Origin of the sequence: Peribacillus sp. NPDC096379 (genome assembly GCF_044762875.1) — a bacterium.
Lineage (GTDB): Bacteria > Bacillota > Bacilli > Bacillales > DSM-1321 > Peribacillus.
On sequence record NZ_JBIWFD010000004.1, the window covers coordinates 440204 to 463018 of the forward strand.

The 22815-nt window shown below is 39.4% G+C and carries 21 protein-coding genes; 8 read left to right on the forward strand and 13 right to left on the reverse strand.

Going from position 1 to position 22815, the window contains the following annotated elements; genetic code table 11:
• The first annotated feature begins 181 nt into the window (after nucleotides 1-181).
• Complete coding sequence (cls, locus tag ACIQZI_RS19155) at nucleotides 182-1384, forward strand: cardiolipin synthase (protein WP_403076056.1); 1203 nt, start codon at nucleotides 182-184, stop codon at nucleotides 1382-1384.
• A 69-nt stretch (nucleotides 1385-1453) separates the two neighbouring features.
• Here cls and argS read toward each other — a convergent pair whose 3' ends face one another.
• From argS to speE, 4 genes are all read right to left on the reverse strand, one after another.
• Nucleotides 1454-3124: an arginine--tRNA ligase gene (gene argS, locus ACIQZI_RS19160; protein WP_403076059.1), complete on the reverse strand. Its 1671-nt coding sequence runs from the start codon at nucleotides 3122-3124 to the stop codon at nucleotides 1454-1456.
• Between the two features lie 3 nt (nucleotides 3125-3127).
• Nucleotides 3128-3580 carry a YwiB family protein gene (locus ACIQZI_RS19165; protein WP_082675180.1) on the reverse strand — a complete coding sequence of 151 codons (453 nt, stop codon included), beginning with the start codon at nucleotides 3578-3580 and terminating at the stop codon, nucleotides 3128-3130.
• Nucleotides 3581-3958: 378 nt separating this feature from the next.
• Entirely contained in the window at nucleotides 3959-4831 is an 873-nt protein-coding gene (gene speB, locus ACIQZI_RS19170) for an agmatinase (protein ID WP_062185320.1), read from the reverse strand.
• A 189-nt stretch (nucleotides 4832-5020) separates the two neighbouring features.
• Complete coding sequence (gene speE / locus ACIQZI_RS19175) at nucleotides 5021-5848, reverse strand: spermidine synthase (protein WP_062185318.1); 828 nt, start codon at nucleotides 5846-5848, stop codon at nucleotides 5021-5023.
• A gap of 509 nt (nucleotides 5849-6357) precedes the next feature.
• Here speE and ACIQZI_RS19180 point away from each other — a divergent pair.
• Complete coding sequence (locus ACIQZI_RS19180; protein ID WP_403076065.1) at nucleotides 6358-8424, forward strand: transglycosylase domain-containing protein; 2067 nt, start codon at nucleotides 6358-6360, stop codon at nucleotides 8422-8424.
• A gap of 345 nt (nucleotides 8425-8769) precedes the next feature.
• Here ACIQZI_RS19180 and ACIQZI_RS19185 read toward each other — a convergent pair whose 3' ends face one another.
• Together ACIQZI_RS19185 and ACIQZI_RS19190 are read right to left on the reverse strand one after the other, a co-directional pair.
• Complete coding sequence (locus tag ACIQZI_RS19185; protein ID WP_403076068.1) at nucleotides 8770-9282, reverse strand: YwhD family protein; 513 nt, start codon at nucleotides 9280-9282, stop codon at nucleotides 8770-8772.
• Between the two features lie 34 nt (nucleotides 9283-9316).
• Nucleotides 9317-9973: a site-2 protease family protein gene (locus ACIQZI_RS19190; protein WP_403076071.1), complete on the reverse strand. Its 657-nt coding sequence runs from the start codon at nucleotides 9971-9973 to the stop codon at nucleotides 9317-9319.
• Nucleotides 9974-10351: 378 nt separating this feature from the next.
• Here ACIQZI_RS19190 and ACIQZI_RS19195 point away from each other — a divergent pair, with 378 nt between their 5' ends.
• Complete coding sequence (locus ACIQZI_RS19195; protein WP_403076074.1) at nucleotides 10352-10537, forward strand: 2-hydroxymuconate tautomerase; 186 nt, start codon at nucleotides 10352-10354, stop codon at nucleotides 10535-10537.
• Between the two features lie 107 nt (nucleotides 10538-10644).
• Here ACIQZI_RS19195 and ACIQZI_RS19200 read toward each other — a convergent pair whose 3' ends face one another.
• Both ACIQZI_RS19200 and ACIQZI_RS19205 read right to left on the reverse strand, forming a co-directional pair.
• Complete coding sequence (locus tag ACIQZI_RS19200; protein WP_062185305.1) at nucleotides 10645-11151, reverse strand: YwgA family protein; 507 nt, start codon at nucleotides 11149-11151, stop codon at nucleotides 10645-10647.
• 110 nt (nucleotides 11152-11261) lie between these two features.
• Nucleotides 11262-12566: an HD domain-containing protein gene (locus ACIQZI_RS19205; protein ID WP_403076077.1), complete on the reverse strand. Its 1305-nt coding sequence runs from the start codon at nucleotides 12564-12566 to the stop codon at nucleotides 11262-11264.
• Nucleotides 12567-13222: 656 nt separating this feature from the next.
• Here ACIQZI_RS19205 and ACIQZI_RS19210 point away from each other — a divergent pair.
• Nucleotides 13223-13939 carry an RsfA family transcriptional regulator gene (locus ACIQZI_RS19210; RefSeq protein WP_403076080.1) on the forward strand — a complete coding sequence of 239 codons (717 nt, stop codon included), beginning with the start codon at nucleotides 13223-13225 and terminating at the stop codon, nucleotides 13937-13939.
• 406 nt (nucleotides 13940-14345) lie between these two features.
• Here ACIQZI_RS19210 and lipL read toward each other — a convergent pair whose 3' ends face one another.
• Nucleotides 14346-15185 (reverse strand): octanoyl-[GcvH]:protein N-octanoyltransferase, encoded by an 840-nt coding sequence (lipL, locus tag ACIQZI_RS19215; RefSeq protein WP_403076083.1) that lies wholly within the window; start codon nucleotides 15183-15185, stop codon nucleotides 14346-14348.
• Between the two features lie 210 nt (nucleotides 15186-15395).
• Nucleotides 15396-16373, reverse strand: coding sequence for a phosphate acetyltransferase (gene pta, locus ACIQZI_RS19220; RefSeq protein ID WP_403076086.1), 978 nt, complete (start codon nucleotides 16371-16373; stop codon nucleotides 15396-15398).
• Between the two features lie 478 nt (nucleotides 16374-16851).
• On the opposite strand from pta, the gene hemQ reads away from it, so the two are divergent.
• The 3 genes from hemQ to gerQ all read left to right on the forward strand — a co-directional run bounded on the left by hemQ (nucleotide 16852) and on the right by gerQ (nucleotide 19174).
• Nucleotides 16852-17601, forward strand: a complete 750-nt coding sequence (gene hemQ / locus ACIQZI_RS19225; RefSeq protein ID WP_403076089.1) for a hydrogen peroxide-dependent heme synthase — start codon at nucleotides 16852-16854, stop codon at nucleotides 17599-17601.
• Nucleotides 17602-18019: 418 nt separating this feature from the next.
• Nucleotides 18020-18451 carry a cell wall hydrolase gene (locus ACIQZI_RS19230; protein ID WP_403076092.1) on the forward strand — a complete coding sequence of 144 codons (432 nt, stop codon included), beginning with the start codon at nucleotides 18020-18022 and terminating at the stop codon, nucleotides 18449-18451.
• Between the two features lie 237 nt (nucleotides 18452-18688).
• A complete protein-coding gene (gene gerQ / locus ACIQZI_RS19235; protein ID WP_403076095.1) occupies nucleotides 18689-19174 on the forward strand; it encodes a spore coat protein GerQ in 486 nt (161 codons plus the stop codon).
• Nucleotides 19175-19369: 195 nt separating this feature from the next.
• On the opposite strand, the gene ACIQZI_RS19240 is transcribed toward gerQ, so the two are convergent.
• The 3 genes from ACIQZI_RS19240 to ACIQZI_RS19250 all read right to left on the reverse strand — a co-directional run bounded on the left by ACIQZI_RS19240 (nucleotide 19370) and on the right by ACIQZI_RS19250 (nucleotide 21139).
• On the reverse strand, nucleotides 19370-19738 hold the full coding sequence (locus tag ACIQZI_RS19240; protein WP_403076098.1) for a DUF423 domain-containing protein: 369 nt from the start codon (nucleotides 19736-19738) through the stop codon (nucleotides 19370-19372).
• A gap of 18 nt (nucleotides 19739-19756) precedes the next feature.
• Nucleotides 19757-20056, reverse strand: a complete 300-nt coding sequence (locus ACIQZI_RS19245; protein WP_403076101.1) for a YwdI family protein — start codon at nucleotides 20054-20056, stop codon at nucleotides 19757-19759.
• Between the two features lie 402 nt (nucleotides 20057-20458).
• Nucleotides 20459-21139, reverse strand: coding sequence for a uracil-DNA glycosylase (locus ACIQZI_RS19250; protein WP_403076104.1), 681 nt, complete (start codon nucleotides 21137-21139; stop codon nucleotides 20459-20461).
• 158 nt (nucleotides 21140-21297) lie between these two features.
• Here ACIQZI_RS19250 and ACIQZI_RS19255 point away from each other — a divergent pair, with 158 nt between their 5' ends.
• A complete protein-coding gene (locus tag ACIQZI_RS19255; protein WP_403076107.1) occupies nucleotides 21298-22734 on the forward strand; it encodes a phospholipase D family protein in 1437 nt (478 codons plus the stop codon).
• Nucleotides 22735-22815: the final 81 nt, after the last annotated feature.

A 22815-nucleotide genomic window follows, 5' to 3' on the forward strand; every position in this document is an offset into this window, starting at 1 on the left:
ATGAATGACCATTCAGTCAATGATTTTAATTTATAAATTATGAATTTTCCGATTATTATAATCACCTTCCCTATTTATGAAAAATTCTATTCATTTCATTAGGCTTATTCAATGAGTATAAATGGAAATTATGCGTAAACTAATGAGACGAGACTTGCCACATTTGAGGAGAGAATATGCTTTGAAAATTGTTATCGTTCTTTTACTGTTACTGTTATTTGTCCTCTGTTGGCTAAGAATTGATTTTAGACGAGGACAAAAGCATCATATACAAAACAACCACAATCGAGTATATCCAAAACGCCGAGGAGACTTAAGGCTTTATACAGATGGAACTGATTTATTTGCAGAATTATTCAGAGATATTCATCAAGCCACCAAACATGTTCATGTGCTTTTTTACATTATAAAAAATGATCAGTTTAGCCAACATTTCTTGGACGTATTGATGCATAAGGCAAAAAGCGGAGTTGAGGTAAGGCTTTTAATAGACTGGATGGGAAGTAGAACTATTTCAAAGCGAATGGTAAAAGAACTAAAAAAGCACGGCGTCCGCTTTTCTTTTAGTTTTACACCAAAGTTGCCATACCTTTTCTATACCTCTCAAAAACGAAATCATCGGAAGATCACTGTCATTGATGGTGAGATTGGTTATTTAGGTGGTTTAAATATTGGGAAAGAATATATCAATCAAGACCCTAAGTTGTGTCCTTGGAGAGACTATCATCTTAAAATGACTGGTGAATCCATTCAAGATTTACAATATGAGTTTCTAACAGACTGGTACACAGCTACAAAGGAAGATTACCGGAAAAGTGATCATTATTTCCCACAGCAGCAACCTGGCACCATGCAACATATGATCGTTCCAACTGAAGGGTTTGGATTGGAAGAAACATTTACACGCTTTATTCACAAAGCGAAACATGAAATTATTATTGGTACGCCTTATTTCATCCCGAGCATTACATTGCTTGAAGAACTGAGGAAAGTGCTACGCAAAGGCATCAAACTAACCATCATTGTTCCCTTTGTTTCCGACCATCTATTCGTGAAAGAAGCCGCCTATCGTTATTTTCGAATTCTGATAAAAGAAGGGGCTCACGTCTTACAGTTCCAAAATGGGTTTTACCATTCAAAAGTCTTATTTATCGATGATCATCTTTGTGATATTGGCACGGCAAATTTCGATAAACGCAGTTTGTTTTTAAACCATGAAGTCAATTGTCTGATCTATGATCCGTCATTTTTAGCTGAAGTGGCAAAGAAAATACAGGATGACATATCGAATTCAACAACGCTAGCAGAACGTACGCTAACCCGTCCGACTTTGGTGCAATTAATCAAAGAACGGATTGCCTATACGATTTCACCCTTTTTATAAGTTTTTGAAGGAAGAAAGGATTTCTCATGAAAAGAGGATGGCTCGGGGCCATCCTCTTTCATTTTTTCTTTACATTTTCTCTGGTGCAGATACGCCAATCAAAGCAAGTGCGTTTTTCAGTGTAATTTGCACAGATTTAGCGAGTGCTAAACGTGCTTTACTACGATCAGTATGCTCCACATCTAAAACTTTGTCGGCATTGTAGAAGCTGTGAAATACAGAAGCTAGATCAAAGATGTAATTCGTCATTCGATGCGGCATCCGTTTTTCAGCTGCTTCAGCAATGGCTTGAGGGAATTCACCAAGCTTTTTCAAAAGTTCAATCTCTTTTTCTGTAGACAGTAGTGAGAAATCTGCTGATTGGTCTAAGCTGATTCCTTGCTCCTCTCCTTGACGCAAAATGCTAGAAATACGTGCATGTGCGTATTGTGCATAATAAACAGGATTGTCATTGGATTGTGAAACGGCTAAATCCAAGTCAAAGTCCATATGTGTATCCGCACTTCTCATCGCAAAGAAATAACGTGTTGCATCAAGACCTACTTCATCAATCAGGTCGCGCATTGTTACCGCTTTTCCAGTCCGCTTACTCATTTTCATTTTCTCGCCATCTTTATATAAATGGACAAGCTGAATAATTTCTACTTCTAATTGGTCACGACGGTAGCCTAAAGCTTCGATCGCCGCTTTCATACGCGGAATATATCCGTGATGGTCAGCTCCCCAAATATTAATCAGTTGCTCAAAGCCACGTTCTAACTTATCGCGGTGATACGCAATATCTGGTGTTAAGTATGTGTAAGAACCATCCTTTTTAATAAGAACACGATCTTTATCGTCACCTAATTCTGTTGAACGGAACCATGTAGCTCCATCTTCTTCGTAGATATGGCCTCTTTCTTTCAACGCAGCAAGACCTTCATCAATTTTCCCATTCTTATACAATGACGTTTCGGAATACCATACATCAAAGCGCACACGGAAATTTTCTAAGTCCGTTTTTAATTTTTCCATTTCATATTTCAAGCCGTAGTCACGGAAAAAGTCAAAACGTACGCTTTCATCCACTGTTACGTACTGATCACCGAACTCCTCAGCAAGTTTTTTGCCGATTCCAATAATATCTGCTCCATGATAGCCATCTTGTGGCATTTCTTTTTCAAGACCTAGAGCTTGGAAATAGCGTGCCTCTACAGATAATGCAAGGTTATTAATTTGATTACCGGCATCATTGATATAGTATTCACGTGAAACATCATAGCCTGCTTTTGCTAGGACATTACATAAGGTATCCCCTACTGCAGCTCCACGCGCATGTCCCAAATGAAGGTCCCCCGTCGGATTAGCAGAAACAAACTCAACCTGGACCTTTTGTTTTTTTCCGAAGTCACTCTCACCATATGAATCTCCGGCTTCTAAAATGACCGGAATTAATTCGGTCAAATATTGATTATCCATATAAAAATTGATAAAACCAGGTCCAGCAATTTCAATTTTTTCAATCGAAGCTTTATCACGGTCGAAGTTTTCAATTAAACTTTCCGCGATTGCACGAGGTGCCTTTTTTGCTACACGGGCAAGTTGCATCGCCATATTTGTTGAATAATCGCCATGTGTTTTATCTTTCGGAAGCTCTAATACGACATTGGGAATTTCCTCTTTTGTAGCTAGCCCTGCTTTTATTACTGCATCTTTTATTTCTTGCTTTAGTTTTTCTTGAACTTGCTGCACGATATTCATTGATTATGCTTCCTCCTTATATGTTAATGTCATTTCATATTGACCTGGCTCTGCCCCTTGCATCTGCATTTGGTAGGAAATATCAAAACGACCTTCCTTCGCCATGTCATTCCATTGATGATGGGCGTATTTTGTTTTTGTAACCAGTGCCAGCATGCCATACATGCTTTCGTAATGGCCCTTTGTCATTTCTCCCACGCGGAAAAGCTGACGCATCTTAATCGCTCCATTCCGTAGAAGCAGTATTTCATTATCTTTATTTTTAACGGTCGTCTGAACTTTCCCCGCTTCATTTTCCTCAGCATACTGTAAATAGAACGAGGAGTTTTTTTGAAATTTTGTCCCAAAGGTTATCAACTCATACGCCTCGGTTTCAGAACCAACAGTAATTTTCATTTTAAGTGTCACTTTCACTGATTGCTTTTCCAGATCATGAAGTGCCAATTTTCTACACATCCTTCAGTACCTAATAGAGGTTGTAAAAAAAGGCCGGTAAAAAAGCTTGCGAATTTCTTAGCTCTTTTTATCCTCCTTTTTGAACACGCACTAATAACCTTTTAAGTATAAATACTCTTTCAAAAAGATTCAACCTGCAGAAGAAACAATATCGCTTTAAAACGGCAAGAACTAGTTTAGAGGGTGGCTTATTTAGCTCTAAATTACTTTACAGTTTATTCGGTGGATCTCAAGAATAAGTTAACCACTCCTTGTCTATTCCTTTATAACAGACAATTGATCTATTTTAAAATCCACAGGACGGATATATCTACAGATCTCATATTTTTTCAATTTTACACTAAAAAAAGAGGATGACAAAATTGTCATCCTCTACGATTATTTTATCCAACCGAGAATCATTTCGCGAATAAGCTTGCTAGCTGTGTTCACTGTTTGCTCAGAAGGGTCATAAATAGGTGCTACTTCCACTAAATCGCAACCTACCACTTGGAGCTCTGAATGGGCAATTTCATGAATCGATGCCAACAACTCTTTAGCTGTTATCCCGCCACAATCTACTGTCCCCGTTCCTGGTGCGTGCGCTGGATCAAGAACATCAATGTCAATTGTGACATAAACTGGACGACCAACAAGCTCAGGCAACACCTGCTTTAATGGCTCTAATACCTCGAATGGAGCAATTTTCATACCATTTTCTTTTGCCCATTGAAATTCTTCTTTTAAACCGGAGCGAATGCCGAATGAGTACACATTACTTGGACCAATCAATTCAGCCGATTTACGAATAATTGTTGCATGAGAAAGTGGCTCACCCTCATAGTCCTCACGTAGATCGGTATGAGCATCCATATGAATGATCGCCATGTCTGGATATTTCTTGTGCATTGCCTTAATAATTGGCCATGTTACAAGATGCTCTCCGCCCATTCCGATAGGTACCTTACCATCTGCGAGCACTTTATCAACAAACTCTTCAATCATCGCAACACTGCGTTCTGGATTACCAAAAGGCAATGGAATATCACCGGCATCAAAAAATTTCACGTCTTCTAATTCACGATCTAAATATAAGCTGTATTCTTCAAGTCCAATAGATACTTCACGTATACGCGTCGGGCCGAATCGTGAACCCGGGCGAAAGCTTACGGTCCAATCCATCGGCATGCCGTAAAGCACAGCTTTGGACTCTTCATAATTTGGGTGACTCTTTATAAAAACATTTCCTGAATAAGCTTCATCAAAACGCATAGCTGTGCCTCCATTTTTGTTATGATCTAACGCAAGCGAATAAGGCGCTTCCGCTTTTCTTATTGTCTAGCTACAGCGCCTAGCCCTTCGAGGTCATAAGCCAAGCAATCTGATGGGGAGAAACCCACTCCCCACAGCTTGCTTGGCTTATGCTTGTCAGGGCTGAGCAAGGCGCTTCCGCTTTTCTTATTACTTTATTAAGTCTTGAACAAATTTAGGCAGTACGAACGCTGCTTTGTGAAGTTCTTTAGTGTAGTATTTTGTTTCTATTTCATGGAAACGATCTTCTGACACTTCAAGTGGGTTGTATTTTTTAGAGCCGATTGTGAATGCCCAAAGGCCACTCGGATAAGTTGGAATATTTGCCACATACAAGTTCGTAATTGGGAATATTTCTTTCACATCACGTTGAACGTCGCGAATTAAATCTGCTTTAAACCATGGGTTGTCCGATTGAGCAACAAAGATTCCATCTTCTTTTAAAGCTTTAGAAATACCTGCGTAAAATCCTTTTGTAAATAAATTTACAGCCGGGCCAACAGGTTCTGTAGAGTCCACCATAATTACATCGTATTCATTTTCACTTTGGGCGATATGCATGAAGCCATCTCCAACTTGAACATCCACACGCGGATCCTCAAGCATTCCAGCAATACTTGGTAAGAACTTCTTAGAATACTCAATAACTTTTCCATCGATATCAACGAGTGTCGCTTTCTTCACGCTTGGATGCTTTAATATTTCACGGATAACGCCGCCGTCTCCCCCACCTACTACTAAAACATTCTCTGGGTTAGGATGTGTAAATAATGGAATATGAGCCACCATTTCATGATAAACAAACTCGTCACGTTCAGATGTCATGACCATATCATCAAGTAAAAGCATATTGCCCCATTCTTCCGTTTCAATCATATCAAGCTTTTGAAATTCTGTTTGTTCTGTATGTAGTGTACGATTTACTTTCATCGTAATGCCGAAATTCTCCGTTTGTTTCTCAGTAAACCAAATGCTCATGTATTTTACTTCCCTTCTATGCTTTTTCATTCATCATTCCCGTGACCTTCTGAAGCTACTCATCAAAAATAAGCAATCCTGTGACTATCACTAGTAGAGGTTGTTCAAAAAAACCGGTAAAAATAGCTGTCGAATTGCATCAAAGCTCTGTCTCTTCGGTCCTCTCGAGATGCGCTTCTCGAACTTTCCGGCTCTTTTTATCCTCCTTTTTGAACACGCACTAGTATTACGGGATATGCTTTTTCTTAAAATATTGTTTTAACAGTTCTATGTGTCTAACCTTATTCCTGTTACGCTCAGGTCATAAGTTTATGTTAGAGTCACTAGTTTTTGTAGCCAAGGACTGGTGACTTTTTTTCTTATTTGCTAGAAAAAAGTATAGACCAATCTAGCAGAAATGCAAGCGGAATTTCTGTTTTAGTCATTGAGCATGTTTAAAATATGCTTTTTTTTTTCATACTGTTACATAAAGGAAATTTCAGCAAGTAAAAATTAAGGAGGTGTAACTATTGGAACTTATTACAGGGCAACGCTTTAAACAAACACGTAAGTATATCCGGGCGATTATTGTGATTTCTGCAATGGCTTTTCTTTTGCTATTTTTATTTCTTTTTTCCATATTAATTTATGCCAAAATTCTTGGGCCACCGCCGATTGCAGTTCCCCAGTCTACCATTTATTACAGTGATAATAATCGGGTCATCGGCGAAAGTAGCCATGGACAGAAACGATATTGGGAGGGGCTTTCAGGCATCTCTCCTGATTTAATCGACGCGACAATTGCTATCGAGGACCAACATTTCTATTCCCATCACGGCTTCGACCTTAAACGGATTGCTGGTGCAGTAGTTGCTGATATTCACGCCATGTCCAAAGTTCAGGGAGCAAGCACCATCACACAGCAATATGCACGAAGTTTGTTCCTAGAAAATGACAAAACGTGGAGCCGGAAATTAAACGAAGCATTTTATACAATCCGCCTTGAATTGAATTATTCAAAAAAGGAAATTCTTGAAGGCTATTTGAACACAATCTACTATGGCCATGGTGCATATGGTGTCCAAGCTGCTAGCCAATATTATTTTGGTAAAAATGCAAAGGATTTATCGCTCGCGGAAGCAAGTATGCTTGCAGGCATTCCCAAAGGACCGACACGCTATTCACCTTTAAAAAACTTTGATCGAGCTAAAAAAAGACAACAGATTATTCTTGCATCAATGATTAAACAGAAGTTTATTACGAATAATCAGGCGACTCGAGCAAGTAGTAGCCCACTCCTATTCAAAGGAAAGCATCTAATTATTCAAACACAAACGGCTCCATATTTTCAGGACGCTGTAAAACAAGCTTTAAAATCACAGCTCCAGCTTGATGAACGGACCATTGAGCTCGGGGGCCTGCGCGTGTATACAACCTTAAATGAGCGTCAACAGCAAATCGCAGAAAAATCATTCGCTACCATAATGAGTACAGAATCAACCATTCAAGGTGCACTTGTCGCGATGAATCCAAAAACGGGTGCAGTACAGGCACTTGTCGGGGGCAGAGATTATCAGACTTCCCCCTTTAATAGAGCGACTCAAGCGGTCAGACAACCAGGCTCCACGATTAAACCTTTACTATATTATGCAGCCTTAGAAAATGGCTATACGCCGTCAACAATGTTGAAAAGTGAAAAGACAACGTTTAAATATGATCATGATCAAACAACCTACTCGCCTAGCAACTATAATCATCAATATGCCAATGATGAAATTACACTTGCCCAGGCGATTGCTCTTTCTGATAATATCTATGCTGTGAAGTCCCTCTTTTATCTCGGCTTGGATTCCTTCATTCATACAATCCATCGCTTCGGCATCACGTCCGATATGAAAAGTGTTCCTTCGCTTGCTCTTGGTACGTCTGGGATAAGAGCGATTGAAATGGTGAACGCTTACGGCATTTTGGCAAATGGCGGTAAAAGGGTAACACCCATTTTTATTAAAAAAGTGGAAAATGCCAAAGGAGAGGTTATTTTTGAGCAGCAGGATGTTGCTGAACAAGTGCTTGATCCTGATCAGACCTTTGTCATGACCCAAATGTTAACAGGTGTGTTCGATGAAAAGTTGAATGGTTATACGAAAGTGACAGGCAATTCAATTCGTTCCAAGCTGACACGCCCTTACGCAGGGAAGTCAGGCAGTACGAGTACAGATAGCTGGATGATCGGCTATACGCCACAGCTCGTTTCAGGGGTATGGATCGGCTATGATAAAGAAAATAAGCTTGAGAAGCCTGTCGAGAAAGGCTACGCCAAACGAATCTGGGCTGATTTCATGGAGAATAGCTTAAGCAATCAGCCTGTGCACGAATTCAAAGAAACCAATCAAGTCACCGGCGTCTACATTGACCCGAAAAGCGGCAAGCTTGCCACTTCTGATTGTCCTGTCGCTCGGTTAACATACTTCGCTTCTGGCACAGAACCGAAAGAATTCTGTCCGGGTCACGGCAAGGACAGTGAACCGTTAGAAGAATCCACACCATCGGAAAAGAAAAAACCTTGGTATAAACGGATCTTAAGATTTGGGGAATAAGCAAACAAAGCCTTAAATGGCGTTAAGACGCCACCAGTTACTATGAGATGTATCATTCAAAAAACCTCGAAGCCAAAATGGCATCGAGGTTTTTCGTGTCCTAGCTATAGTGGTTTTACCCAGTCTTAGTTTACCTATTTTTTTCAATTTCGACAAGAGCCAGATTCGTTTTAAAAAGAGATTGACTACATTTATCCCGGTTTAACAGGCTGTAATACCTCCACCTCAATTTTTGCGAGAGAATCAAGAAATAAATAGGTGGGGGATAAACAGCCTGTAAATCCCCGATTGGTTCAACTAACCCTCAGTGGGCGATGAAAAAAACCCACTGAGGGAAGTTTCACTTTATTCCGCGTGAAGCCCTTGTTTTAATTCAACAGATGAATGTTCCCACATCTGGGCATTATGGTTTTTCAAAAATTCCGCTAAAATACCTTTTGATTTTTCATCCATATGCTCGACAATAATATGCCGTTTCATCGATTTATCCATATAGTTCACATGCTGTGGAAGTGATTTATATCCTCGGCGAATGGCGCGGTCCACCGTCATTTCGCATGCCGTAACGCCAGCATACAGAGGACCTTCTTGAGTCGTTTCAATGGTTACCCAGACGAGCCAGTACGGTTTGCCGTTCGGAACCTCTTCTTTTGTTTTCAAGAATTTAATTCCTCGCTCTACCGTACTTCTCGCATGCATAGCCCCAATATCTACTTCTGCGGTTCCTTCTTCTATGTCAATGATGACTGGCGCGATATTATCAAGTGTCATAACACCAGCGCCAAATCCGCCATGTCCTTCTGTCGGGTCATTTTTAATAATATTAAATCCTAACTTCTTCTTTGGTTGTTCTGTCATCTGGTTCATACCTCCTCATTTATACAGTATCTCTTTAAAAGAATAATAATGAAAAGAATTCGCTCATGCTCTGCAAAACAAACGGAATAAGGGTCGTAAGAACGGGGCTGATCGTATAATCGCCTAATGGGGTTATCACCAAGATTAAAAAGATCAATGCCCCATAGTTTTCATATTGCGCCATTTTTGCCCTCATGTCTGATGAAACAAGATCCTGAATAATCCGGTATCCGTCAAGCGGTGGCAACGGAAGTAAGTTGAATACAAACAGGACAATATTTAAATTGATCAGCATTTCCAAAAAGTCCACAATGAAAAATGGTGTATTCGGTTCAAGTCCTAAGGCATACAGCCCAAATAAAATGAAATAACCAACCGTCGCAATCAGAAAATTGCTGAATGGCCCTGCAAAGGACACAAGAACCCCTGCTAGACGTGGCCTTTTAAAGTAAAATCGATTCACCGGAACCGGACGCGCCCAACCGAAGCCGACAATAAGGATAAGTAAGGTTCCCAATGGGTCGATATGGGCAACAGGGTTTAATGTCAGCCTTCCTTCTTTCTGGGCGGTCGAATCTCCAAATTTATAGGCTACAAAGGCGTGAGCAAATTCATGCACCGTAAACGCTATCAGCAGAGAGACAATGACATAGGGAATCTCTTCAAGTGGATATGCTAAAAATCGTTCCAAACTATTTTCCTCCATTGTTTAATACCCATTAGTATACAGCATATTATCAAATATGAAAAAGAGTTGGATAAAGTGAAACTTCCATCAGTGGGTTTTTTCATCCCCACTGATGGTTAGTCCCGTTCTACTGTCGCTAAGGCCTTCGCTTTCGCTTCGATCAATCGACAGTACGAACCCGATTGGTTCAACTAAACCGCTGAAGAGCACAGCGGTAGTTTCACTGTATCCCACTGATCGGGGATTTACAGGCTGTTAAACCGGGATAACGGAAAATATAATAAACTCATTTCAGCTTAACGAGCCTTTTGTTTCTAAATTTTCTTGCAATTATCACACCAATATGGAACACTAAAAGCATAAAGATTGGAGGGCTATACTATGCCATATGTAACTGTAAAAATGCTTGAAGGACGTACTGAGGAACAAAAGAAAGCACTCGTGGAAAAAGTGACGATTGCTGTTTCAGAAACAACTGGTGCGTCAACTGAAAGTGTAACAATTTTCATCGAAGAAATGTCGAAAAATCATTACGCACAAAATGGTGTCCGCTTTAGTGATAAATAAGAACATGGATGGCATTTAGTAGGTAGGCTACTAATGCTACATATCAATAACTTTTTGAACATCCTATTTTAGAAAAACCTTCTTATCACTATAAAGGCTAAGCTTAATTAAAGCTTAGCCTTTTCCTTTAATCTTCTAATATATTCATATGCTTCGTCAATTTCTTCATGCGTGTACTTTTGCTTACTTTTCAAAGTAAATACTTTCTCCGTTACTTCATCCTTTTCAAGTGTATCAAAATAAAGCACAGTCGAAACAAGTTCCAAAAAGCGTGCATTTTGCTCATTCATGTCACAGAGACATGGCTCTAATGTAGGCATGTCCATTTCATGCATTGAAAGGAAACTTCTTCCTGAATCTGTTATCGAATAACAATATTGATAGTAGCCTGCTTTCTTTTCCCTTACTTCATTCAAATACCCCATTTCACATAATTCCTCAACTCGTAATGTTAGCTCTTCTGAATAAGGGCCGTAAAAGTGAAATTGATACTTCTCCTGAAACGGAAAGGAAAGCTTCTTGGCAATATAAAGCATTTTTTGTAGTTTTTTTCTTCCATTTATTTCACCTGCAGAAGAAATGGCATGAATAATCTTGGCATGATCCTTAAACAAGGCTCATCACTCCTCATTCTAAATGTTCCTTTGCTATAATAGGTTGTTCAAAACGTCCGGTAAAAAAGCTTGCGAACTTCTCGGCTCCTTTTTGAACACGCACTATAAAGTTATGACAATTCAAGCAGCTCACGGATTTGCCGCTTCACGTTTTTCTTCGTTGATTCATCGCGCAATAAATCGGCAGGGAAATATAATTTATGGTCCGTTCTTCTTTTACCAGAAATCGCATCAACAATTTCTGATTCACGGGACAACTCCCTGATCTCGCCATTATTTTTCAACAAATGAATTGGCAATCGTTCTTCCTCTTCACCCGGACGGTAGAAATCATAAGGCAAATCAGAAGAGGAATCGACGACAAGATAATACTCCGGATCAATGCCTGCCTTTTTAAATAAACGGTTCAACTCCATCAGTTTGTTCATTTCGTCATTGGATGGATGAAATTCGACATATTTAAATAGTTTACGATTCATAAAGCGAAGGCACAAGTCCCGCAATATGCCATCTTCTTCCGCTTCCCAAACTTGGAAATAATAAAGAATGACCGCTTCATCTAATTTCAGATAATCCTCTACTGTTACATTCCCATCGAACAGGGAACGGAAATGGACTGGTTCCTGTTTAAACGTATAACCCGCAACATATAAATGCTTCGCTCTATGTAGAATTTTCGTCAAAATGACTTCAGCACTTCGCGATACGGGGTGAAAGTAAACCTGCCAGTACATTTGATAACGACTCATAATATAATCTTCCACTGCATGCATCCCACTTTGTTTAATCACTACTTGATCTTCACGTGGGCGCATCACACGCATAATCCGTTCCATATCAAAATGACCGTAGCTAACTCCGGTAAAATAAGCATCCCGTTGCAAATAATCCATCCGGTCTGCATCTATTTGGCTCGAAATCAGACTCACGACCAGCTTATCTTCATATGTCTTCGCAATAACATCCGAAACTTTCTTTGGGAAATCAGCGCCAATTCTGCGAAGGACAGCATTCACTTCTGTATGCCCGAGAATAATCTCTCTCGTAAATTCCTCATGATCCAAATCGAATACCTTTTCAAATGCGTGAGAAAATGGACCATGACCTAAATCATGAAGCAAAGCAGCACATAAGGAAAGAAGCCTCTCCTCTTGGTTCCATTCAGGTCTTCCTTCAAACACATCATCGACAATTCGGCGCACGATTTCATACACACCAAGCGAGTGATTGAGGCGGCTATGCTCTGCACCATGAAAAGTTAAATAGGTTGTGCCGAGCTGTTTCACTCTGCGCAATCTTTGGAACTCCTTTGTACTGATTAAATCCCAAATCGCCCTGTCCCGCACGTGTATATAGCGGTGAACGGGATCTTTAAATACTTTCTCTTCACTAAGCTTTTCACGGGAATATTTCATGGACTACCCTCTTTTTTACATGAATTTTTGTGTCTAGCGCAAGCGCTTTTGCTTTCTGATTCTATTATTATAGCTTGTCTTTTAAAAAAAATCCTATATGTCCTATTTTCCACGATTGAAAAACTCGAAGTCCTACATATCCCGCTCTTTTCCTTTAAAACCTTTTGGGTAAAAAAAGAGGTCCATGCTTCGTTCCGTTACCCATTCTATAGAATTATGCACTAGATTTTGAGTAATCTTTTATTTAATTGCAGCGGAGGATAGAGATGGTATGAATAGATATCTTTTGTCTATTCCTCAATTTTTATGAAAAATTTTATTTCCATTCAAGTTCCTCGCAAATCATAGCCTGAAACCTTTCCTAAAAAAAAGAGAGACGTCCATCCTTTTTAACACGCACTAGTAGGTATTTTAACATGTCCATCTGCAGTTCTAAAAGCGTACATTCAGTGACAATTTATCCAGAAATTGAGTTTTACATAAAAGCAGACTCCAATCATCTTTATACACCGAAAAAAACTAGTATCCTTTTAAGTTCGATGAATAAATTACCTAATCCTTGGTAATAATGATGTTAATAAGAGGTAATCAAATTTCTATAAACTGTATTAATATGTTACCAATTTTACATGTTACCAGAAAGGAAGTAGATTAGGATGAAGGTTCGTCAAGATGCTTGGACAGAAGAAGATGATTTGTTACTTGCTGAGACTGTGCTGCGGCATGTGCGTGAAGGCAGCACTCAATTGAATGCTTTTGAAGAAGTCGGTGATAAGTTAAATCGTACGTCAGCTGCCTGTGGATTTCGTTGGAATGCGGTCGTTCGTCATACATATGACAAAGCGCTGCAATTGGCAAAAAAACAACGCAAACAGCGAAATCGAATGTTAGGAAAAGAACAAGGTGGAAAAAAACGCCTGCTTTATACACCACCCGCTCCTACAGCAGATGCAATCGGGTTATCTGCTAAACCCGTGAAGACGATAGCTCCAGAAATATCTGTAGAACTATCAGAAGAACTAGCAGCCCCCATGCAGACTAGGGAAATAGCAAAATCAAGTTCATCTCTAACGTTAGACATGGTTATCTCATTTTTACAATCTATGGATGACTCAACACTGCATGCCGAACTACTTCGGGCTGAAAATGAAAGACTAAAGCTCGAAATGAAAGAATTGAGACAACGAAATAACGCCTTAGAAAATCAAATGAATTCACTTGAGCAAAATAGCGGGCTCATGCAAGAAGACTACGAAACTTTGATGAATATCATGAACCGCGCTAGAAAACTCGTGCTTTTAGAAGAAGACGAGCGCCCTGCTACTAAATTCAAAATGGATCGTAACGGAAATTTGGAAAAAGTAGCTGAATAATTAGCCATTTAAATAGATACGTATTTGTGGAGACGGTAGGCAACACACGTTTATATTTTACGTGTAATATAACTTAATAATTTATATAAAAAAGGATGCTACGGAAAAGGGACAGACCATATAGCTATTTCACTTCTTTCAGGTAAAATTTTCATCACTATTCACTGAGTATAGAGTGTTGGTCATACCCTTTTGCATCCTATTTTGTATTAAAGATATGGGGACGGTGCTTCGCGACTTAATAATGTAGTCAATCTACTTAGCGGGTATCCTTACTTTATTATAGAAAGTATCTTGAACTCCTGCTCCGCACCGCCACCATTATGATTAGGCGAATGTAGCGTGCTTAATGATAGAACCTTCATAGTAACGGGTGGCTTTTTAACGCCATTTTAGGTTTTGTATGTCACTCTTCATCTAGCTTGTCGTTTCGTTCTTTCACTCTCACTAAATATCCTTCATATATAGCTAGCTCTTCTGGCTGAAGATGTGAGGAGTAAATGCTTCCACTTGTTTGCTTTAAGGTTTGCAATAGACTCATCATTACATCCTGGATGGTTAATGGTACATGTAATAGTTCCGATAATGATGCCATCACTTCTGGTTGAATATCAGGATAGGCAAACTTTGTAGCCACGTCTCTTTTTGCTTGAGCATAAAAGCCACGAATAAGCTCTGCACGCTCAGATCCACTTCCATTTACACATAAATAGATTTGAACAGCGACTCCATTACGAATTCTCCGCTGGGAAATGCCTGCGAATTTTTTATCATTTATACTAAGGTCATAACTTCCGGGGCAATACGATCCGATAATTTCTTTTGCTTCAATGTTCACACCATATTGGGAGAACATCGTGCGAATCAAGTCAAGCATGGCATCATATCCACGATTGATTTCGATTCTTCGCTCCGTTTCTGGAAATACAAGCGAGACATTTAGCACGCCCTCATCAAGAACAACAGCAAGTCCTCCTGAATTCCTTACAATGACCCGATAGCCTAAGGCATTTAAATATGATATTCCACTTTGAAGGAATGGAAGCCTTGTATCTTGAATTCCGAGTACGATCGTTTGGTGATGCAGCCATGCTCTAGCCACAGCTTGTGAACGACCACTGCCGACAGAGGCGCATAATGTATCGTCCATTGCAAATGACTGTAATGCATGAAAATTGGGGCCAAGTGAAGATTGATCGATGATTCTCCACTCCGGCTGAATGATTAAAGATTCTTTTTCACTCATTTAAACGCTTCCTTTTTATCATCATTTAAATCAAATCAATTATACCATTAGCTTTATATTTTTAAAAAAAAGGCATGTGAAAACAGAGATGTCTCAAAGCAAAGGGTCTGACCCCGTAACAACTAAACACAGTATATAATAAGTGTATGAGACACTACATACTGATTTAGAGTGCGAGGTCAGACCCTTTGTGACACCCAGGACTAACTATTATCGTTCTATTGCTTGACCGGCAGTAATCAAGGCCAATTTATATACATCTTCTTCATTACATCCACGAGAAAGATCATTCACAGGACGATTCAAGCCTTGTAGAACCGGACCAACCGCTTCGAAATTACCAAGACGCTGTGCAATTTTATATCCAATATTACCAGCTTCAAGGCTTGGGAATACAAATACGTTCGCATCACCTTGTATTAAAGAATCAGGCGCTTTACTTTTCGCAACAGAAGGGACAAATGCAGCATCGAATTGGAATTCTCCGTCAAGAATTAAAGTCGGATTCAACTCTTGGGCGATTTTTACTGCTTCCGCAACTCTTTCTGTTTCTGGTGAAACCGCTGATCCTTTTGTTGAGAAGCTAAGCATCGCAACGCGTGGCTCAATATTAAACATTTGAGCTGTTTTTGCACTTTCAATTGCAATTTCAGCTAAATCACTGCTATCTGGTGCAATGTTGATGGCACAATCTGCAAACACATATTTTTCTTCATCGCGAACCATGATGAATACCCCAGAAGTCTTTTTAACTCCTTGTTTCGTCTTAATGACTTGCAAGGCTGGACGCACTGTATCTGCAGTGGAATGTATTGCACCACTAACAAGGCCATCTGCTTTATTCGTATGCACAAGCATTGTACCGAAATAATTTTCATTCAATAAAATTTGACGTGCTTGTTCTTCAGTTGCTTTTCCTTTACGTGCTTCCACGAAAGATGCAACAAGTTCGTCCATCATCAAGTATTGAGCAGGATCATAGATTTCTACCTCTTCAAGGGAAACACCTAGATTTTTGGCTGATTGCTGTATTTTTTCAATATCTCCAATTAAGATAGGAGTCAATAACTTATCTGCTGCCAAACGAGCAGCGGCTGTCAAGATTCGTTCATCCAAACCTTCTGGAAAAACGATTTTTAGGTTTTGCCCTGAGACTTTTTCTTTTAATGTATCAAATAAATTACTCATGCTTTTTCCTCCTGTACGAAATGACTTGTATGAACCGACATGATTTCTAATGAACTACGGCTGCAAACATTCATTTTTATTGTTATATAATTAGCATACCCTGTTAGCCTGAAAAATTCTAGAAACAGGCAGCCTGACACCGCTTACATTTACAAAAAAATATTATTTTGAGATAGTATGCGTTATCATTTCACAAAGATGGTATAAAAGAGGGGTAAGATGGCAGATCATGACTATGATAAATATGAACAAATTTTGAACGTGTTGAGCTAAATTTGGACCATATCCGATTCACAAAATTTCCTTTAAATTAAATTATGATATAGTTAATATATAGAAAAAAACAAGGCGATAATTCGCCAAAATTTAGTATGAAGCGGGTTCTCATATTGTGAGCGTATACAACACTAGTTGTATTTTTCAAGTTAATCGTTCTCCCTTTGTTCTTCATACACAAAAACATATAGGAGTGATACTCATGAGTGAAGCTGCACAAACCCTTGATGGCTGGTATTGCCTGCACGATTTCCGTACAATTGATTGGGCATCTTGGAAAATAATCTCTAATGAAGAACGCCAAGAAGCAATTTCAGAATTCAACCGTTTAGTTGACAAATGGAATACAACACAAAGTAATAATGAAGGCAGTCATGCACTTTATACAATCGTTGGTCAAAAGGCAGATTTCATGATGATGTTTGCACGTCCAACAATGGAAGAGCTTCAGGCAATTGAATTGGAATTCAATAAATCGAAGCTTGCTGAATACACAACCCCTAGTTATTCTTACGTATCTGTTGTTGAACTCAGCAACTATCTTGCCGGTGAGTCGGACGAGGATCCTTACCAAAATCCTCACGTTCGTTCTCGTTTGTACCCTATTTTGCCTAAATCGAAGTATGCTTGCTTCTATCCAATGGACAAGCGTCGCGATGGCGATGACAATTGGTATATGCTTTCTATGGAAGAACGCAAAGACTTAATGCGTTCCCACGGTTTGATTGGCCGCAGTTATGCAGGAAAGGTGAAACAAATCATTTCCGGTTCAGTCGGTTTTGATGATTTTGAATGGGGCGTTACATTATTCTCAGACGATGTCCTGCAATTCAAAAAAATTGTTTATGAAATGCGTTTTGACGAAGTAAGTGCCCGCTATGGTGAATTCGGTTCTTTCTTTGTTGGAAACATCCTTTCCGAAGAAGAAATTTCGACATTTTTATCTGTATAATCAATTAGAACATATAGAAGGGCTGACTTCCCACACATATCTGTATTAGATAAAGTTTGAAAGTTGTCCCCAAAAGGTCTGATCTCGCACACTATACACCGTTTATTGTGTTCATTACACGTTATATAAAGTGAAACTTCAATCAGTGGGGTTTTGACTTTCCGTTAATGCGTGATAAACGATATATAGTAGCTATGAGATCAGACCTTTTCGTGATAAGACATATGTTTTAATTGTTCCCTTTCCTTTGAATTCCCACAATAGTTTGCTCCTCACAATGACTCAAAACCTTTTTGTCATAAACTTGCCCACGTTACCGTACACATGAATTAGTGATGATACAATTGTTACGTTAAATTCCCCTATAACCAATAACTTCAAGATTAAATAGTAAAACAGCCATAGAGAGGTGATTAGGTTGGCGGTCATCAAGCATAACGAAGAAGATGTAAAACTTTTAGCCCGACTGATGCGGGCTGAGGGTGAGGGTGAAGGGACTCAAGGTATGCTACTAGTTGGAAATGTAGGCGTAAATCGGGTGAGAGCCGAATGTCTTGATTTTAAAAATATCTCAAACATGAATAAAATGGTTTTCCAGAGTCCAGGAGGCTTCGAAGCCACACAGAAAGGGTATTTCTATCAACGGGCTCGTCAATCAGAAATTGACCTTGCTAGAAAAGTAATTAAAGGCAACCGCTACCACCCAGCTCGTTATTCATTATGGTTTTTTAAACCTTCTGGAGCTTGTCCTGCACAATGGTATAACCAAGACAATACTGGCCGATTCAAGTCACACTGCTTCTTCCAGCCTACTCAAGCTAATTGTCCAAGCGTGTATAGTACGTATTAAAAGAATGGCTACAGAGGTTGTTTGTTTACACCGATCCCTTATGTCTTCATCGGCATAACTCACTTCCTCTGATCAAAGAAAAGAAGGAGTACACCGCGGATTTTCGCATCGATCTTTTTCACAATAAGCCAGAATATAGCAAGAAAAGAGCTGTAAGGATCTTAATTGACGAGTCACTCCGTATTTCAAAAAGCATGTACTTAGTTTCATGTCTAATTTCAGATATTTGGAGGGAAAATGATGAATCAGCCTACAAACCAAAATCAATTTGGAAATTACCCATTTCCACAAGGCTACCCCCAACAATATGGCAATGTTAATCCAACTCAAAGTCCGACTGGCTACCAACAGGGACCGTATCAACCTACTCAAGCACCATTACAAGTACCGGTTCCACCAAGCATGCCAGCCGGCGGTCCACCGGTTCCAGGAATGCTATCAGTCGAAGAATCTTATATTGAGAACATCCTAAGACTTAATAAGGGAAAGTTAGTGACCATTTATACGACCTTTGAAAATAACCGGGAGTGGAATGCGAAAATTTTTAAAGGAATTATAGAAGCTGCCGGGCGTGACCATATCATAATCAGTGATCCCCAAACAGGACTTCGATACTTAATACCAATGGTTTATTTAGATTACATCAGCTTTGAAGAAGAAATTGAATATGAATATCCCTTTGGAACAGGTCAAGCGAATATGGCTTCCTACCCACCTAGATAAAGCGAAACTTCAATCAGTGAGGGTTTTACTGCAAAAAAAAGGCATAAGGGGACTTTGGCTAACCTCAGAAGCAACTTCATGGACAGGCACTTTAGCTACTCACTAAAATTCATGAAAAAGGAGTATATTTTTCGCCTTTTCGCATAAAAAGAGGCTGTTACAAGATTCAATCCTTGTGACGGCCTCTTTTTTTGTTTATACATACTTCACTGTTGCAACGACTAGCAACACCCAGGCTACAAGGAAAGCGACTCCTCCTAGAGGGGTAATTGCACCAAGAACTTTAATTCCCGATACACTCAGTACATACAAACTGCCTGAGAATAAAATGATACCAGCAAACATGAGCCATCCTGACCAGTTCATAATAGGACTAGAAATTTTCCCAAAAAGAATTCCGATAATTAACAAGCCTATGGCATGAAACATTTGATACTGGACACCAGTCTGCCATGTCGCTAAGTATTTATCGGAGATTTTCCCCTCTAACCCATGGGCACCGAAAGCACCAAGTGCCACAGCTACAAAGGCATTAATCGCCCCTAAAATAATAAATAATTTCATCCCAAACACCCCTTTTATTTAAAAATCAAACAAAGAATCTCCATTTGCATCCGCTATTTTAACAGGTTTCATTTGTGTTATGGATGAAACAATCGGGACTTGTGGCTGAATCGGCTGAGTGAATAAAGCTTGCGGCTGCACTGGAACATGGCCCGTGCTTAAATGTGTTGCCGTTTCTTCCTTTCCTTCATGCAAGACATCGCATAATGCTTGAATCGCAAGCACATAGCCACTTAATTCCGCTTTAGATTCCGCCTGCTTTGCTTTTGCAACCAGTTCACCCATTTTATCTAATATTTTCCCAGATGGAACTTCCATCTTCTCACCTCTTTATTTATGGCTGTCAAAAGGGTCAGACACTTTTGAGACAGCCTCTGCTGTTGCTTAGCATATCAAAAAATGAGCATCTGTTCAAAGTTTGCTTCTTACTGGTTTGCAAGCAGGCTTCGGTGAAAACTTCATACAAGCTTCACCCGATAAGCGAAATACTTCTAATGATGGAAGATTGGCACTTTTAAAGGAAAATGATCTGCATCCTCGTGGAAAATGCGGATCCCACGTTACATAATAATGCTTGCAAGCCATACAATTTATTCTTCTTTCCTGCATACTCTACAATCCTTTCACAAAATTCCCTGTTTCATGTGGAATATTGTCAGTATTTATCCTGATTTAACTAACCCACTTTTACAGGTTTTAGAATTACACTAAACAACCTTATTATCTATTTGAAATTTGCCAATCAATTTCTTGTTCCCCTAGCTGTTTTAGAAGCTGATTGGTTTTTGAAAATGGTTGGCTACCAAAGAAGCCCCTATTTGCAGATAATGGGCTCGGGTGAACCGAAGTGATGATAGGATGCTTCTTCGTATCAATTAACGGGATTTTACTTTGCGCAGGTTTTCCCCATAAAATGAAGACCACTGGTGTCTCGCGTTCATTTAATAGTGAAATGACTTTATTCGTAAATAGTTCCCAGCCTTTTCCTCGATGGGAATGTGCTTCCCCTTCTCTAACTGTCAATACAGTATTCAAAAGCAGTACCCCCTGCTCTGCCCATTGAACAAGGTTTCCGTGATCTGGGATTGTACAGCCAATATCCGCATGCAATTCTTTATAAATATTTTTTAAAGAAGGCGGAATCCTCACTTCTGGTTGAACAGAGAAACTAAGACCATGTGCTTGATGTGGTCCGTGATATGGATCCTGACCTAGAATAACCACCTTTACCTTCTGATATGGCGTAAGTGTAAGCGCGCTGTATATATCCTTGGCTTCTGGATGGATTCTTTCATTCCTATATTCTTTTTTCAAAAACTCCCGTAGCTCTTGATAATACGACTTTTTGAATTCCTCTGCCAAAAGTGGGTCCCAATCATTGTGTAGAATCTGATTCTTCATTGTCTAAAAGCTCCTTTCTACAATCTAGTATTCTCTATTATACGCTATGCTACACTTCCTTCCTCGTTTTATCAGGCGTTTAAAATTTTCAGGTTTCTACTCTACTCATTTATGGATATAAGGGGTAAATGGGCTTATTAATGTTGGGGGAATAGAGAATGAAAAGAAGTTGGTTTTTAAACAAATGGATGTATGGAATGTATCTGATTCTCCTAGTTATTACAGTCGTGATTGTATACAACAGCTATAAACCACTACCAGAGGGGATTTCCCTTGAGGGAAAGGTACATCGTGTTGATGATGTGAATTTCATATACGATTTGTCGTACAAAGACAAAAGCGGCCATGCCCAGCATGAACAGCGGATATTCACTGATATCTACCAAGCCATTGAAGACGCTGATGAATTTATTGTAATTGACATGTTTTTGTTCAACCGATTTTATGATGGCGATGTTCATTTTCCCAAATTAAGTAAGACTTTAACGGATAAGCTTGTTGCCAAGAAGCAAGCCAATCCTCATATTCAAATAATCTTTATTACTGATGAAGTGAATACAACCTATCAATCGTATCAATTAGAAGAAGAAAAGGAAATGAGAGAAAACGGGATTGATATGATAGTGACCAATCTAGATCGTTTACGAGATCCGAACCCAATATACTCTGGCTTTTACCGTACGTTTCTACAATGGTTTGGTGAGTCCGGGTATGGCTGGATTCGTAATCCACTGGCGAAGTCCGCACCTAAAGTTACTGTTCGTTCCTATTTACGGCTACTTAATATTAAGGCCAATCATCGAAAATTGATTGCCACAGAGAAAACAGCACTGATCACATCTGCTAATCCTCATGACGCAAGCGGCTATCATTCGAATATCGCGTTTCAAATGGACGGGAATATTATTTCGGATTTTGTAGAGGCCGAGGAAGCAGTCGCACGCTTTTCAGGAGGACTACAACAGTTTCCAATCTATGAAAAAACGTCGATGGAAACGGGAGAAATTGGTGTTCAGCTCCTGACAGAAGGAAAGGTTTACAAGCATGTTCTTCGAGAAATTGATGCAGCAAAAGATGGAGATCATATCTGGATGGCCATGTTCTACATCGCCGACCGCCCCGTAGTAAAGGCCCTTACAAAGGCTGCTCAGCGTGGCGTTAGCATTCATATGATTCTCGATCCGAATAAAAATGCCTTTGGCAGCGAAAAAATTGGACTGCCCAATCTGCCAGTTGCCGCTGAATTAGAGAATCTTGATGGAGAAAACATCCATATTCGCTGGTATGACACGGAAAAGGAGCAATTTCATACTAAATTGATGTTCATTCAAAAGCCTGAAGAAAGCATCATTATCGGCGGTTCTACTAATTACACTGAACGGAATCTGGATGATTACAACCTTGAAGCAAATGTCAAAATCATCACTCCTACTACTGCAGAGGTTTCCAAAGACGTAAATGCTTACTTCTGGCGCCTTTGGAAAAATAAAGATGGGATATATACGGTTGATTATGAAGAATATCAGGATGAACTTCCTGTGTTTAAGTATATTACTTACCGTATACAGAAGATTTTCAAATTCACAACTTACTAATTTTCAATTTCCTTTAATTAGTAAGTTTCAATTCTAGCAAAAGCGGCTATATATAGAACATAACCATACAGAAACTTTTAC